General features: G+C 55.8%; 22 protein-coding genes and 1 tRNA gene. 22 read left to right on the top strand and 1 reads right to left on the bottom strand.

Annotated elements, in window-relative coordinates; translation table 11 throughout:
- Window positions 1–136 precede the first annotated feature (136 nt).
- The 14 genes from PMYSY11_RS07620 (at window position 137) to PMYSY11_RS07680 (ending at window position 4,760) form a co-directional block, all read left to right on the top strand.
- Window positions 137–733: a recombination protein NinG gene (locus PMYSY11_RS07620; protein WP_150548782.1), complete on the top strand. Its 597-nt coding sequence runs from the start codon at window positions 137–139 to the stop codon at window positions 731–733.
- 228 nt (window positions 734–961) lie between these two features.
- Entirely contained in the window at window positions 962–1,189 is a 228-nt protein-coding gene (locus PMYSY11_RS07625; protein WP_150548783.1) for a hypothetical protein, read from the top strand.
- The gene (locus PMYSY11_RS07630) at window positions 1,179–1,397 is read left to right on the top strand and encodes a hypothetical protein (RefSeq protein ID WP_150548784.1); all 219 of its coding nucleotides are present in this window, start codon (window positions 1,179–1,181) and stop codon (window positions 1,395–1,397) included. Before PMYSY11_RS07625 ends, PMYSY11_RS07630 begins: the two co-directional genes overlap by 11 nt.
- Window positions 1,394–1,600 (top strand): hypothetical protein, encoded by a 207-nt coding sequence (locus PMYSY11_RS07635; RefSeq protein WP_150548785.1) that lies wholly within the window; start codon window positions 1,394–1,396, stop codon window positions 1,598–1,600. Before PMYSY11_RS07630 ends, PMYSY11_RS07635 begins: the two co-directional genes overlap by 4 nt.
- A 29-nt stretch (window positions 1,601–1,629) precedes the next feature.
- A complete protein-coding gene (locus tag PMYSY11_RS07640; protein WP_150548786.1) occupies window positions 1,630–2,196 on the top strand; it encodes a hypothetical protein in 567 nt (188 codons plus the stop codon).
- 157 nt (window positions 2,197–2,353) lie between these two features.
- Window positions 2,354–2,426: transfer RNA gene (locus tag PMYSY11_RS07645), tRNA-Gly, on the top strand.
- 47 nt (window positions 2,427–2,473) lie between these two features.
- Window positions 2,474–2,686 carry a hypothetical protein gene (locus PMYSY11_RS07650; protein WP_150548787.1) on the top strand — a complete coding sequence of 71 codons (213 nt, stop codon included), beginning with the start codon at window positions 2,474–2,476 and terminating at the stop codon, window positions 2,684–2,686.
- Window positions 2,687–2,860: 174 nt separating this feature from the next.
- On the top strand, window positions 2,861–3,235 hold the full coding sequence (locus PMYSY11_RS07655; protein WP_150548788.1) for a hypothetical protein: 375 nt from the start codon (window positions 2,861–2,863) through the stop codon (window positions 3,233–3,235).
- Complete coding sequence (locus tag PMYSY11_RS07660; protein ID WP_239655549.1) at window positions 3,232–3,645, top strand: cell wall hydrolase; 414 nt, start codon at window positions 3,232–3,234, stop codon at window positions 3,643–3,645. The genes PMYSY11_RS07655 and PMYSY11_RS07660 overlap by 4 nt, the downstream gene beginning before the upstream one ends.
- Window positions 3,642–3,818, top strand: coding sequence for a hypothetical protein (locus tag PMYSY11_RS07665; protein ID WP_172970675.1), 177 nt, complete (start codon window positions 3,642–3,644; stop codon window positions 3,816–3,818). The genes PMYSY11_RS07660 and PMYSY11_RS07665 overlap by 4 nt, the downstream gene beginning before the upstream one ends.
- Window positions 3,815–4,156, top strand: a complete 342-nt coding sequence (locus tag PMYSY11_RS07670; protein ID WP_150548789.1) for a hypothetical protein — start codon at window positions 3,815–3,817, stop codon at window positions 4,154–4,156. The genes PMYSY11_RS07665 and PMYSY11_RS07670 overlap by 4 nt, the downstream gene beginning before the upstream one ends.
- Complete coding sequence (gene lysC, locus PMYSY11_RS22105) at window positions 4,107–4,310, top strand: Rz1-like lysis system protein LysC (protein WP_420830073.1); 204 nt, start codon at window positions 4,107–4,109, stop codon at window positions 4,308–4,310. Before PMYSY11_RS07670 ends, lysC begins: the two co-directional genes overlap by 50 nt.
- Window positions 4,291–4,461 carry a hypothetical protein gene (locus PMYSY11_RS07675; RefSeq protein WP_172970676.1) on the top strand — a complete coding sequence of 57 codons (171 nt, stop codon included), beginning with the start codon at window positions 4,291–4,293 and terminating at the stop codon, window positions 4,459–4,461. Before lysC ends, PMYSY11_RS07675 begins: the two co-directional genes overlap by 20 nt.
- Window positions 4,458–4,760 (top strand): hypothetical protein, encoded by a 303-nt coding sequence (locus tag PMYSY11_RS07680; protein WP_150548790.1) that lies wholly within the window; start codon window positions 4,458–4,460, stop codon window positions 4,758–4,760. The genes PMYSY11_RS07675 and PMYSY11_RS07680 overlap by 4 nt, the downstream gene beginning before the upstream one ends.
- A 30-nt stretch (window positions 4,761–4,790) precedes the next feature.
- Here PMYSY11_RS07680 and PMYSY11_RS07685 read toward each other — a convergent pair whose 3' ends face one another.
- Complete coding sequence (locus PMYSY11_RS07685) at window positions 4,791–4,994, bottom strand: hypothetical protein (protein WP_150548791.1); 204 nt, start codon at window positions 4,992–4,994, stop codon at window positions 4,791–4,793.
- A gap of 98 nt (window positions 4,995–5,092) precedes the next feature.
- Between PMYSY11_RS07685 and PMYSY11_RS07690 the strand changes: the two genes are divergently transcribed.
- The 8 genes from PMYSY11_RS07690 (at window position 5,093) to PMYSY11_RS07725 (ending at window position 12,207) form a co-directional block, all read left to right on the top strand.
- Window positions 5,093–5,731: a terminase small subunit gene (locus PMYSY11_RS07690; RefSeq protein ID WP_150548792.1), complete on the top strand. Its 639-nt coding sequence runs from the start codon at window positions 5,093–5,095 to the stop codon at window positions 5,729–5,731.
- Entirely contained in the window at window positions 5,706–6,986 is a 1,281-nt protein-coding gene (locus PMYSY11_RS07695) for a terminase large subunit domain-containing protein (RefSeq protein ID WP_150548793.1), read from the top strand. Before PMYSY11_RS07690 ends, PMYSY11_RS07695 begins: the two co-directional genes overlap by 26 nt.
- A 4-nt stretch (window positions 6,987–6,990) precedes the next feature.
- Window positions 6,991–8,373, top strand: a complete 1,383-nt coding sequence (locus PMYSY11_RS07700) for a DUF4055 domain-containing protein (RefSeq protein ID WP_150548794.1) — start codon at window positions 6,991–6,993, stop codon at window positions 8,371–8,373.
- A complete protein-coding gene (locus PMYSY11_RS07705) occupies window positions 8,373–9,461 on the top strand; it encodes a phage head morphogenesis protein (protein ID WP_197737972.1) in 1,089 nt (362 codons plus the stop codon). Before PMYSY11_RS07700 ends, PMYSY11_RS07705 begins: the two co-directional genes overlap by 1 nt.
- A gap of 9 nt (window positions 9,462–9,470) precedes the next feature.
- Window positions 9,471–9,752, top strand: coding sequence for a hypothetical protein (locus PMYSY11_RS07710; RefSeq protein WP_150548795.1), 282 nt, complete (start codon window positions 9,471–9,473; stop codon window positions 9,750–9,752).
- 147 nt (window positions 9,753–9,899) lie between these two features.
- Complete coding sequence (locus PMYSY11_RS07715; protein ID WP_150548796.1) at window positions 9,900–10,673, top strand: DUF6651 domain-containing protein; 774 nt, start codon at window positions 9,900–9,902, stop codon at window positions 10,671–10,673.
- Between the two features lie 94 nt (window positions 10,674–10,767).
- A complete protein-coding gene (locus PMYSY11_RS07720) occupies window positions 10,768–11,931 on the top strand; it encodes a major capsid protein (RefSeq protein WP_150548797.1) in 1,164 nt (387 codons plus the stop codon).
- A gap of 48 nt (window positions 11,932–11,979) precedes the next feature.
- Window positions 11,980–12,207, top strand: a complete 228-nt coding sequence (locus tag PMYSY11_RS07725) for a hypothetical protein (protein ID WP_150548798.1) — start codon at window positions 11,980–11,982, stop codon at window positions 12,205–12,207.

Raw genomic sequence — 12,207 nt, forward strand, 5'->3', positions numbered from 1 at the left:
AATCGCTGCCTGTTCATCCTGTTTGCTCACCAGAAGGCGAGACATTTGCTTCATCAGATCCGTTCCACGGCGGCGGGCGCAGCAAGGGTGAGAAAAAGCGAGCGCGCAAGCAACGGCGAATGCTGGGGAGGCACTAATGAGTCTCCCAGCCAAGCAGCCAAAGCCAAAGACCTGCAAGAACAAAGCATGCGCCGCCAAGTTCGTCCCGCAACGCCTCGGGCAATCGGTATGCAGCCCAAAGTGTGCACTGGCAACCAAAGACGTTAACCAGGTTAAGGCCCGCAAGGCATTGGCTCAGGTTGAACGTGCGGAAATCAAGGTTCGGAAGGAGAAGCTGAAAAGCCGCGGCGATTACATGCGCGAGGCCCAGAAGGCATTCAACGAGTTCATCCGCTGGCGCGATCGGGTCGCCGGTCACAACTGCATATCAAGTGCGCGTCCACTCGACTGGGCAGGGAACGCAGTAGATGCCGGGCACTATCGCAGCGTCGGCTCTGCGCCGCATCTTCGGTTTGATGAGCGCAATTGCCACGCCCAAAGCAAGCAGGACAACCGCTACTTATCCGGCAACGCAGTGGATTACCGCATTGGCCTGATCAAGCGCATAGGGCGCGAGGCAGTGGAGGCGTTGGAGGCCGATCAAGCCAACCGCAAGTACACCATCGACGACCTGAAAGCGATCACGGCCAAGTACCGGGCATTGGTGCGCGAACTCAAGAGGGCTGCAGCATGATTCTGACTACAACCATCCTTCCAGAAAAAGAACTTCCCGAATTCCTCGAGGGGATGAGCAGTTCAACGCGAGCGTGGACGCAAGATGCTGCGCGTGGGCAGTGCGCATGGATTTGCGCTGATTGTTGCATGACCTTCTCGAGCGGAATGCCAGACGAGTGCGCCCATAAGGATCAGCGCTGTACTCAGATCATTCAGCGCGATAAGCGAGAAGCCATGAGAGTGGGCAATGAACCTTCCTGAGCCCGTGAACCACATGATCTGGGATCAGAAAAGCAAATACCGGATCGAGTCGCCCGAGGGCTACATGATCAGTCGCTCAAGAGTCAGCGAAACGGCAGTTGTTTATGTCGCCCGGGCGCCAAAGACCGCGCCGATTATCTATGCCGGCCAGAGCCTACAAGACGCAAAGACCGCTTGCGAACGACACCAGCAGGAGAATCGTGATGGTCGATAACGTAACCCAGCTTCGCCAGCCTCCGACCGTGCGCGAGGTCAACGAGAAAAACGAGGGCCTTTTCGAATCCGCCGTAATCGAGGTGGTCAAGAAGGGCATTGAAGACGGCATGACCGAAGCGCAAATGGTTGGCGTCCTTACCTTCATCATTCAAGAGGTTTTGCCTTATCCGATAGCGCTGATTGATGGGGAGGATGATCCGGCATGAGTTACCAAATCCAAGATACGGGCGCCGGTCGCATGCGGTTCCACATTACGCGCCCCGGCGAAACATCACCGAGCTTCTACGTGGATACCGAGGCTCAAGCGCATGAAGTGATCGAGGTCGACAAGCAGCAGTCGATTGGTGAAAGCGGTTTTAAGCGGTGCCCGGAATGCAGTGCCGAGCATTGTCCGTGCATAGCAGGCTGAATAATTAGGGTTTGCAGGGGAGAGCAATAATGTCCGTTTACCGAGATGCAGCACACGCCATAGCCCGAATCATGGCAATCGAAACCATCGACGGCACGAAGAAGGCAGCGTGGCAGCGCCAGTACGAACCGGGTTTCGCGGAAGAGCCGCCCGCATCTAACCCTTGCCCGCTGAGTGATTCTGAGCGCCTGACGCAAGACAGTATGACGCGCAGTCGGCTGCACAAGGAATTGAGCCCGGTGCTGTGGGCGGTTCTAGTGGCCAAGTATTCGATTAACGATATAGAGCGGGCGCAGGCCGTGCATTACCTTGTACCGCGAGTAGTGACCCCGGCACACCATCTTTTCCGCATGAAGGCGGTAACCGCCTGGGCAATCCCGCAGATGCGCGGCCAGAAGGGCGCCAAGCGTTCAAGTGGGCTGCCAGATTCGTTCTACGAGCTGTCTTCTTGGGATGCAGACGGCACTCCAGAGAGTACTCTTCGGCGGTGGCGGGTGGCGGTTAACCGTTGGCTGGAGAGTCAAGTTGATGATGCGTTTGCGGACGTAACCCGCGTTCTGCAGGGCAGTAACTTGATATTAAAGGCAGCCGCCTAGAGTCCGGTTGTGGTCGTATTTGTCCGGTTGTCGATATTTCTGCCAAAAATAGCTTTACAGCGAATGATCGAGTGATCATAATTTTTCCTAACTTGCGGTTTGTCCGCTCAAAAGCCCTGCCATAACTGGTGGGGCTTTTTTATTGCTCCAGATTTAAGCGGGTACGCTCAAGGTGAGTCGCCGGCCTTCCAAGCCGAGCTGCTGGAGTTCGAATCTCCATATCCGCTCCATTTTTGGCGAAAGCCGCGCATGAATTCCTGTAACGGGAGAGCCCAGCATGATCAAGTCATGTGTTCTGGCGCTCCTGCTACTCGGCTGCGCCCCTCATTCTGATTACGACCGCACCTACAGCATCGATGAGTCGAACAAGGCTCGGACAAAGATGGCTGTGTGTGCGCTGGCAGTTAAAAAGCTGCCCTATGATCTGGATGGAAAAACGCAAAACCGACTTTATAGCCAGTGCCTTACCCATTTAGGCGCGGCGATCTGATTTGCATACCCATGCAACCCCTTGCCCGCCACTGATCGGGCTTTTTTATTCCTGAATTCCGGCCCGCTTGCTCGCCTCTTTGCTCCGAGCGGATGGCGAAGTATTGCGGTGCCGGATCTAAACGATGCGCGGGCTCGGCGATGAGCCAAGGTAACGCCAATGAGATCAAGACCTATGACTGAGCCAGCCTCTACCGCGTTCGGCGGCATCGCGCTTTACAAGCTGGGGCTTCTTAGTGCGTTCTCAGCCGTGCTGGTGACGATTGTCGTAATGGCAATGACCCTGCCAAAGACCGTCCGCGAGTTTGTAGCCGCAATGATCTCAACTGTGGTTTCCAGCCTCGGCATTGGCGCCTTCGTGATCCGCTGGTTTGACCTGCAGCATTGGGCGAATGATGACATTGGCCTGGTTGCTTTGGCGGCGGTGATATTCGTTTGCGGGCTTCCGGCATGGGTGCTGGTCCGGGCCCTATTCGTTTATGCAGAGCTGCGCAAAAGCATGAGCCTGATCGACATGATCAGCGAGATTAAAGGCGCGGTGTGGAAATGAGCACGCCTGCCGAGATTGACGTTGTAACCCGGACTGTATGGGGCGAAGCGCGCAGTGAGGGCACGGCTGGAATGGTCGCCGTTGCCTGGGTAATCAAGAACCGCGCCGACAAGGGCGGCTGGTGGGGCAATACACTTGAAGGCGTGTGCCTGAAAAAGTGGCAGTTCAGTTGCTGGAATGACGGCGACCCGAGCGCCCCCTACCTGCGCGGCCGTAAAACCATACCGCCACGCGAATACATGTTGGCCCGTGAGGCTGTCGTTGCTGTGCTGGATGGTCACGAAACAGACCCAACGCTGGGCGCTACCCACTATTACGCCCCGCGATCAGTGAAAGAGCCTGCATGGGCCAAGGGTGCGACCAAGACCACGCAGATCGGCCATCACATTTTCTTCAAGAACGTCCCATGATCCTCGCTTACTTCGTCATCGCAGTGCTGACCGGCTTATCGCTTTGGTTCGCCAGCGTGACAGTGAAGCGGCATCGCGCCGGAAACTACTTTGACTGGGTGCTGACCGCTTCGGCCTGCCTGTTTCTGGTTCTGATGGATCTAATGTTCTGCCTTGGGGTGGTGCTGTCGTGACAGCCATTCTCAAGCTGATCCCTATATGGGCTTGGCTGCTGCTGGCCGCCTGCGCCGCATTCGCCATCCAGCATTACCGGCTGGCCTTGGCCCAAGCTGATGTGATTGAACTGCAAGGCCAACTGAACACCCAAACCGCCCGCGCTGAGTCGCTGAACAACACCCTGCGAATAACCCGCGAGCTGGTTGCTGACCTAGACGCCAAAGCCCAGAAGCACACAAAGCAACGCACCGAAGCAGCAAAGGTAATTGCCAATGATCCGGTTCTGTTTGATCAGCGCTTGCCTGATGCTGCTCTCGGCCTGCTGCCCAAGGCCGCAACTGATCCAAATCCCTGAGATAGCCATAACACCATGCGCCAGCCCGGTGATGGCCGGCGACACGGTAGGCGATCTGCTCAATCTGGCTATCGACCAACAGGCAGCGCTTGATTGCTATCGGGCCAAGCAGGACGCATTGAGGGGGTGGAGTGATGGCCAAGGTAACCATTGAAGCCAAGCTGACCTATGCCTGGTGGTGGCCGATCTACAAGTTCGGCGTAGGCGTCATCACTTACATCATGCAACGGGATATCGACGAGCATCAGTTCAAGAAGTGGCACGACCGGGCCTGCACCGTTGAAATGATCGGCGTGAAGCGATGACCGGCAACGTAGTGGAATTTGGCCGCAAAGAGCCGCATGCTTCTGGTGAAGCGATTTGCCGGAACTGCAAACACGAATGGGCTGCTGTTGCTCCAGTTGGCGTAACTCAGCTGGAGTGTCCCGAGTGCAGTACCGAGCAGGGCGCATTCAAGTATCCATTCGGCCCGGCAGTGGGCGATGACAGCTATACCTGCAATTGTGGTAGCGAAGACTTCTTCATCATGCGCAAGTCTGGGAATGTGAGCGGTGAGGTCAGATGCCGGCAGTGTGGCGTAGAGGCGCTTGGGTGGTTTGAGTGAGTGTGCCGCAGGTGAGTGCGGCACGATGGATCATTCAGCTTTAAGTGCCGCCTGAATCTGATCGGCATATTTGGATAGCTTGCTCATTTCATGCTCAAGCTGGCCGGTAGAGGTCATTGCAGGCGCTCTAGCAGCAATCACCTCTAGGGCGGCAGCAACGGCGTATTTGCGGTGGACTTCTTTGGGGTTAGTGCTAAATGAAGCCTCGATCACATTTTTACTGATGTCTGACATGTTGCTTTCCTTGCGTTGATTGATCTTCACTAATACCGGCAACACGCCACCATTACAAGTCAAGCCCGAGCGAGGCACCAAAGTCTCAAGGAACTAATATGGCGCTAACTCCCAAGCAGCGCCGGTTCGTTGACGAGTACCTGATTGATCTGAATGCAACACAGGCGGCAATACGGGCGAAATACAGCGCAAAGACAGCAGCCTCTCAAGGCGAGCGCATGTTGAGAAATGTTGAGATTCAGCACGCAATCGCAAAGAGAATGAAAGACCGCGAGCAAAGAACCGAGATCACCCAAGACCGAGTGCTTAGAGAGCTGGCCAAGATAGGCTTTAGCGACATTCGCAAGGCGGTCAAGTGGGGCGAAACAGAGCTTCGAGTTTCTGAGGGTGAGGAAGGCGAGCTGATGCCTTTCCATGGCCTTGCTTTACTCGGTTCTGATCAAATTGATGATGATACCGCGGCCGCCATATCCGAAGTGTCAGAGGGTCGCGAAGGGCTCAAAGTCAAGTTTCATGACAAGAAAGGCGCGCTCGTTGAAATGGGTCGCCATTTGGGCCTGTTCATTCCGAAAGGTCACGCTGACCTGGATGTCGAGATGAAGCGCATCGAGATCGAGAACAAGCGACTGGCCAACGAGAAGCTACGCCGCGAACTGGAAGACCCGAACAAGGGCTTGCCTGAGCCTAAGCAAGTCATTATCGGGGTGGAAGATGCAAGCGACCCTGAAGCTCAATAAGCCACAGTTCGACTTCATCAGCCACCCTAAGAAGTTCTCAGCATTCGTTGGTGGATACCGAAGCGGCAAGACGTTTGTTGGCTGTGTTCGGATGTGCATCAACGCGCTTGAGCATCCTGGCATACCGCAAGGCTACTTTGCGCCGACCTATCCCCAGATCGCCGATATTTTCTTCGAGACGATGCCGGAGGTTGCTGCGGCGTTCGGGCTGTTCGCTGACATCGTTGCCAGCAAGAAGCGGGTTTATCTACGAGACAACAAGGGGCGATGCCTGAGCACCATTGTGTGCAAGAGCATGGAGCACCCGCACCGCATTGTCGGCTTCAACATTGCCCATGCGCTGGTCGACGAAATCGACTGCATGCCGATCAAGAAGGCTGATAGTGCGTGGAAAAAGATCATTGCGCGTATGTCCACGGTTTGGCCGGGACGCGAGCAGAACACGGTTGATGTAACAACCACACCAGAAGGTTACAACTGGGTTTATCGCAAATTCGTCAAAGAGCTTGCTGCCAGCCCATCGCAGCGCGGTCTTTACGGCATTGTCCATGCCAGTACTCGGCAGAACGCTAAGAACCTCCCGAAAGACTATATCCAGTCGCTTAAGGAGTCATACCCGGCCAATCTGGTCGATGCCTACATTGACGGCCTGTTTGTAAACTTGGTCAGTGGTTCGGTTTACCCGAACTTCTGCCGGGTTAAAAACCACACCAGCGAGACGATCAAGCCTGGCGAGGCGCTGCATGTCGGCATGGACTTCAACATCAATCGGATGGCTGCGACGGTGCACGTTATCCGCGACGGCAGGCCGATGCTGTTGGGTGAAATCACTCACGTATTCGACACTCCAGCGATGATCGTAAAGCTACAGGATCAGTACGCAGGGCATCACATATCAATCTATCCGGATGCCAGCGGCAAGAACCGCAAGAGCGTCAACGGCAGCGAGACAGACCACAGCCTGCTCAAGTCGGCAGGGTTTAAGTTGGTCGTTAACCCCGGCAACCCCGGCGTAAGAGATCGAGTGCTGGCCGTCAACGCCATGTTCCTGAATGGCGAGGGCGACCGGCGCTATTTGGTCAACACGGAGCTTTGCCCGGTCACGACAGGCGTGCTTGAGCAGCAGACCTATAACGACAAGGGTGAGCCGAACAAAGACGGCACCGAAGACCCGAACGATGCACTCGGTTACTTCATCATCAAGCGATTCCCGATAGTCAAACGAACCGCTTCAAGCCAATCACTCAGGATGTAAAAGCATGGCAAACGACCCCAGCACAGTATCAGCAGCCGTATCGGCAATGCGCGAGGACTGGGCAATCGTTGACGCGCTCATGGGCGGTACGAAAGCGATGCGCGCAGCCTCGACTAAGTTCCTGCCGAAGTGGCCAAAGGAAGAGCAGGACGCATACGAAGCCCGACTGAGCCTGTCCACGCTCCTGCCGGCGTACAGCGAGACGATCAGCAATATGACCGGCCGGGTGTTTGCCGAGCCGATTACTCTGGGTGATGACGTCCCGAAAGAGATTGCTGCCTTCTCGGAGAACATCGACCGGCAAGGCAATAACCTGCAGGTGTGGGCTCAAGAGCTGTTTCGCACGGGCTTAGATAAAGGCCTTTGCCATGTGTTCGTCGATTACCCGAAGACCAAAGACGTCAAAACCCGCGCCGACGAGATTGCATTAGGCGCCCGGCCTTATGCCGTCATCATTCGCCCAGGGCAGGTTCTCGGTTGGAAATCCGATAGCCGGAACGGTGAGCAGATGCTTAGCCAGTTCCGCTATATGGAGTCGGTGGAAGAGCAAGACCCCGATAACGAGTTTGCTCTGAAGAGCATTGATCAGATTCGCGTGCTTGAGGTTGGCAAGTGGACGACCTACCGCAAGACTGAAAGCACGGACAAGAAGGTTGTATGGGCGGTGCATGAAGAAGGCACCACAAGCCTGAAACACATCCCGCTGGCCACCTACTACACCAAGCGCACCGGCTTCATGACGGCAACGCCGCCTTTGCTCGAACTGGGACACTTGAACATCAAGCACTGGCAGTCCCAGAGCGATCAGGACAACATTCTGCATGTTGCTCGGGTGCCGATGCTTATGGTTAGCGGCATAGACGACGATGAGTGGGAGCTGAAAATTGGGACCAGCGCCGCGACAAAACTGCCGGTAGGCGGCGACATGAAGTGGGTCGAGCACACCGGTAAAGCCATCGACGCCGGCCGCGTATCTCTGCAAGACCTCGTTGACGACATGCGCATTGCCGGTGCCAAGCTGCTCTACAAAGAGAAGCAGGCAACCAAGACCGCCACTCAAGCCGAGGAAGAGTCAGCTCAGGAAATGAGCCCGCTAGAAACCATGGCTGGCCAGCTTGAAGACTGCATTGATCAGGTGTTCCAGTACTTCGCTGAGTACTTGAAGCTGGAAAGCGGCGGCTCGGTGAAAGTAGAAGGCAACTTTGAAGTCGACTACGACCAGCAAACCACGCTGCCATTCCTGCTCAATATGAATGCCGCGGGCAAGCTGAGCGATGAGTCACTGTTCAGCGAGATCAAGCGCCGTGGCGTGCTGGCTGACGAATTGGATTGGGAAGAAGAAAAAGAACGTATTGAGGGGCAAGGCCCAGCACTAGGCACGTTCTAATGCCGACCGTTAACGAACGCTTAGCTGATGCCGAGGTATCGCACGCAGTCAGTATGCAGATGTTCAGTAATGGCGTAGTGCGCCGCATGGTATCGCTGCTGAACAGGGTTGATGCCGACATGCAAGACCAGATCGTTGTCGCCATTAGCAAGATGGACCCGGCAACATTCACGGTTCAGCGGCTTGAGCGGCTATTAAAGTCGGTTCGTGAGTTGAATGCAGCGGCTTACAGTGCTCTGCGCGATGATCTTAATACCGAACTGCAGTCTTACGCCGAATACGAGGCGGGCTATCAGTACAAGCTATTCACCAGCGCGATACCTGGGCAAGTTCAGGCTGTTTTCCCAATTGCACAGGTAAGCGCCAGTCAGGTTTACGCCGCCGCTATGGCGAGGCCGTTTCAAGGTAAGTTGCTCTCTGAGTTCACCAAGGACATGGAAGCGGCGCGCATGACGCGTGTTAGGGATGCAATCCGGATCGGCTTTGTTGAAGGCGAAACGATTGATCAGATGGTTCGCCGGATACGCGGCACCAGAACCAACGGTTACGCTGACGGTCTGCTTGAGATTGATCGTCGCGGCGCTGAGTCGATTGTTCGGACGGCGGTTAATCACACATCTAACTTTGCTCGGCAGGCGTTCTACGCAGCCAACGATGACTTGGTAGGTGAGTGGCAGTTTCTAGCCACGCTGGATGGCCGCACAACGATTACATGCGCCAGCCTGTCGGGTAAGACGTTCCCGATTGGTTCGGGCCCGCAGCCGCCAAGACACATCGGATGCCGCAGCACTTCAACTCCAGTTATCAAGGGTTGGGAAGAGCTGGGTCTGTCGCCAGATGAAATCGACAAAGGAACTCAAGCCAGTATGGACGGATACGCAGCGGCAGATATCGATTACAGCGACTGGCTTCGCAATAAACCGGCCGCATTCCAGGATGATGTGCTCGGCCCAACGCGCGGCAAACTATTCCGTGAAGGCAAGGTGAATGTCGACAGGTTTACCAACAACAAAGGCAGGGTCTACACGCTTGACCAGCTCAAGCAGCGTGATGCTGATTTGTTTGAGCGGGTAGGGATAGCAGCGTAAGATCCGGGCATGACCGAAAAGCCTCATCTATCCATCGTGCCGAAGCGTGACCCGACTCCCAAGGAGGCGGTGATTGAGCGCATCAAGGCTATGCCTAGGCCCGAGGGGATGATTCAGTGCCCTCATTGCGGTGGAAGGGCAAAGCTGACCATTGAAGCTGGCTCCATGGTTGTGAAGGGCAAGCTCAAGAAGGGAGCCATAATCCATCGCAACATATGCGCCACATGCTGGAAGCATCGCGATGTTGCGGTTCAGATGAAATCAGGATTAGAAAGACCGGAAATGGTTTAAACATCACATGGCTCGCTTCGGCGGGCCTTTTTATTGACTCAAATTCAAGCCTCGCTCATGCGGGGCTTTTTATTGCCTTGGTTTCGGATGAGGCGGGGCGCAAATGGCCGGATGGCCAACCAATTGGGCGGATGCCCGGAGACTCACATGAAATTGAAAACCATTGAAGTAGAAGGCAAACAGTACGCGGAAGTGCAAGACGGCAAGCCGGTCTATACGCACGACGATGGACAGACGGTTGCGTTTGATGCGCCTGGAACTGTAGCCACTATTTCGCGCTTGAACGGCGAGGCCAAGACCAACCGCGAACGCGCAGAAGCGGCCGAGGGCAAGCTGAAAGGTTTCGAGGGCATTGATGACCCTGCTGCAGCACTCAAGGCGCTGAGCACCATCAAGAGCTTTGACGACAAAAAGCTGATGGACGCGGGCGAGGTCGACAAGATCAAGGCCGAGGCCATTAAAGCCGTTGAAGATAAATACGCTCCAATGGTCAAGGACAACGAAACGCTGAAAGGCCAGCTGAATAGCCACTTGATCGGCGGCGCGTTTTCTTCGTCCAAGTTCATTGCTGAGAAGTTCGCTGCAGAAGGCCCGGCCGGTGTAGAGATCGCTCGCGCCCTGTTCGGTAACAGCCTTAAGGTCGAAGAGGGCAAGGTTGTTGGCTATGACGCCAACGGTGGAAAGATTTACTCCCGCGCTCGCCCGGGAGAGCTGGCCACGGCTGATGAAGCCATTGAGCTTCTGGTCGAGTCCTACCCGCACAAAAACCACATTCTCAAGTCGTCTGGTGCAAACGGCACTGGCGCTGGACATGGCGCAGGCCAAGGCGGAAAGAACTCTGTTTCTCGTACAAGTTTCGACGGCATGAAGCCTGACCAACAGTCGGCCTTCATCCGCGAAGGCGGCACGGTCACTGACTAATGCCGAATTTGCCGATGCCCGGATGGGGTCGGTGCTTGGGTCGGATGGCCCGCAAGTCTGAACACTCAACCATCGATCAAACAAGGAGCCAATCATGGCTAACACTCTTACCGGGCTTGTGCCTACTCTGTATAACGCGCTGGATGTAGTGTCCCGCGAACTGGTCGGGTTCATCCCGGCTGTGACTTCCGACATGACCTATGACCGTGCGGCCGTTGGCCAGACTGTAATGTCTCCGGTTGTGCCTGCTGCAACTGCATCTGACATTACCCCGGCTGTAACCCCGCCAGACGATGGTGACCAGGTAATTGGCAATGTGCCGATGACCATCACCAAAGCTCGCCGCGTACCGATCCGCTGGAATGGCGAGGAAAAGCGCGGCCTGGACAACAACGGCGCAAGCTACAACGTCATCCTGTCCAACCAGATCCAGCAAGGCATGCGGACTCTGGTGAACGAGATCGAGGCTGATCTTGCCGCCCTGCATGTGAAGGCTTCGCGCGCATACGGCACCTCTGGCACTGCCCCATTTGCTACCGCAAACGATCTGAGCGATACCGCTGGTGCGCTGCGCATTCTGGAAGAGAACGGCGCTCAAGGTCTGGACTTCCAGATGGTGCTTGGTAGCGATGCCATGTTCAACATGCGTGGCAAGCAGTCTGGGTTGTTCCATGTGAACGAAGCGGGCCGTGAAGACATGCTGCGCAACGGTATCACTGATCGCCTGCAGGGCTTGGCCCTGCGTCAGTCAGCTGCTATCAAACGACACACCGCTGGTACTGGTGCGTCCTCGACCACTGACACCACTGGTTACGCAGTTGGCGCAACCGTCATTACCTTGGCCTCGGCCGGTACTGGCACCATTCTGGCTGGCGATGTTGTTGCCTTCGCTGGTGATGCCAACAAGTACGTGGTTGTGGCTGGTGATGCCGATGTGTCTGGAGGCGGAACCATTACCTTGGCCGCGCCTGGTCTGCGCCAAGCCATCCCGGCCGCTGCGACTGCTATCACCTTGTCGGTGACTGGCAACCGCAACATGTTCTTCGCTCGCTCTGCTATTGCACTGGCTACTCGCGCACCCGCGCTGCCAGAGCAAGGCGACTCGGCTGTCGATCGCATGATCGTGACCGACCCGCTCACCGGCCTGAGTTTCGAAGTCTCCATGTACGCGCAGTACCGCCAAATGCAGTATGAAATCGCGCTTGCATGGGGCTGTGCTTCCGTGAAGTCCGAACACATCGGCCTGCTGTTGGGCTAACCCTGAATGCTGGGGGCTTCGGCCCTCGGCAGTTTTTTGGAGAACGAGATGAGCGTAATCAAAGTAAAGGCATGGGGCAAAGATCAGGGCGATCACGTACTGATCAACGAATCTGACTTCGACCCGAAGCTGCACAAGTTGTTTGATGAACAGCCTAAGGCATCGAAAGGTCTCAACGTCGATCAAATCAAAGTCGCGCTGACCGAGAAAGGTATTGAGTTCAGCGAAAGTGCGAACAAGCCTGAGCTTGCCAAACTGCTGGACGACGCGGAGTAA

It is taken from the genome of Pseudomonas marincola (genome assembly GCF_900682675.2).
In the GTDB taxonomy this organism is placed as follows: Bacteria; Pseudomonadota; Gammaproteobacteria; order Pseudomonadales; family Pseudomonadaceae; genus Aquipseudomonas; species Aquipseudomonas marincola.

What these genes read in the sequence shown, in the direction of transcription:
- PMYSY11_RS07705 (WP_197737972.1), top strand. Translation starts at nt 8,373, where the DNA reads ATGCCGACCGTTAACGAACGCTTAGCTGATGCCGAGGTATCGCACGCA.
- PMYSY11_RS07650 (WP_150548787.1), top strand. Translation starts at nt 2,474, where the DNA reads ATGATCAAGTCATGTGTTCTGGCGCTCCTGCTACTCGGCTGCGCCCCT.
- PMYSY11_RS07630 (WP_150548784.1), top strand. Translation starts at nt 1,179, where the DNA reads ATGGTCGATAACGTAACCCAGCTTCGCCAGCCTCCGACCGTGCGCGAG.
- PMYSY11_RS07690 (WP_150548792.1), top strand. Translation starts at nt 5,093, where the DNA reads ATGGCGCTAACTCCCAAGCAGCGCCGGTTCGTTGACGAGTACCTGATT.
- PMYSY11_RS07725 (WP_150548798.1), top strand. Translation starts at nt 11,980, where the DNA reads ATGAGCGTAATCAAAGTAAAGGCATGGGGCAAAGATCAGGGCGATCAC.
- lysC (WP_420830073.1), top strand. Translation starts at nt 4,107, where the DNA reads ATGCTGCTCTCGGCCTGCTGCCCAAGGCCGCAACTGATCCAAATCCCT.
- PMYSY11_RS07695 (WP_150548793.1), top strand. Translation starts at nt 5,706, where the DNA reads ATGCAAGCGACCCTGAAGCTCAATAAGCCACAGTTCGACTTCATCAGC.
- PMYSY11_RS07625 (WP_150548783.1), top strand. Translation starts at nt 962, where the DNA reads ATGAACCTTCCTGAGCCCGTGAACCACATGATCTGGGATCAGAAAAGC.
- PMYSY11_RS07715 (WP_150548796.1), top strand. Translation starts at nt 9,900, where the DNA reads ATGAAATTGAAAACCATTGAAGTAGAAGGCAAACAGTACGCGGAAGTG.
- PMYSY11_RS07675 (WP_172970676.1), top strand. Translation starts at nt 4,291, where the DNA reads ATGGCCAAGGTAACCATTGAAGCCAAGCTGACCTATGCCTGGTGGTGG.
- PMYSY11_RS07710 (WP_150548795.1), top strand. Translation starts at nt 9,471, where the DNA reads ATGACCGAAAAGCCTCATCTATCCATCGTGCCGAAGCGTGACCCGACT.
- PMYSY11_RS07665 (WP_172970675.1), top strand. Translation starts at nt 3,642, where the DNA reads ATGATCCTCGCTTACTTCGTCATCGCAGTGCTGACCGGCTTATCGCTT.
- PMYSY11_RS07640 (WP_150548786.1), top strand. Translation starts at nt 1,630, where the DNA reads ATGTCCGTTTACCGAGATGCAGCACACGCCATAGCCCGAATCATGGCA.
- PMYSY11_RS07680 (WP_150548790.1), top strand. Translation starts at nt 4,458, where the DNA reads ATGACCGGCAACGTAGTGGAATTTGGCCGCAAAGAGCCGCATGCTTCT.
- PMYSY11_RS07620 (WP_150548782.1), top strand. Translation starts at nt 137, where the DNA reads ATGAGTCTCCCAGCCAAGCAGCCAAAGCCAAAGACCTGCAAGAACAAA.
- PMYSY11_RS07720 (WP_150548797.1), top strand. Translation starts at nt 10,768, where the DNA reads ATGGCTAACACTCTTACCGGGCTTGTGCCTACTCTGTATAACGCGCTG.
- PMYSY11_RS07700 (WP_150548794.1), top strand. Translation starts at nt 6,991, where the DNA reads ATGGCAAACGACCCCAGCACAGTATCAGCAGCCGTATCGGCAATGCGC.
- PMYSY11_RS07685 (WP_150548791.1), bottom strand. Translation starts at nt 4,994, where the DNA reads ATGTCAGACATCAGTAAAAATGTGATCGAGGCTTCATTTAGCACTAAC.
- PMYSY11_RS07660 (WP_239655549.1), top strand. Translation starts at nt 3,232, where the DNA reads ATGAGCACGCCTGCCGAGATTGACGTTGTAACCCGGACTGTATGGGGC.
- PMYSY11_RS07635 (WP_150548785.1), top strand. Translation starts at nt 1,394, where the DNA reads ATGAGTTACCAAATCCAAGATACGGGCGCCGGTCGCATGCGGTTCCAC.
- PMYSY11_RS07655 (WP_150548788.1), top strand. Translation starts at nt 2,861, where the DNA reads ATGACTGAGCCAGCCTCTACCGCGTTCGGCGGCATCGCGCTTTACAAG.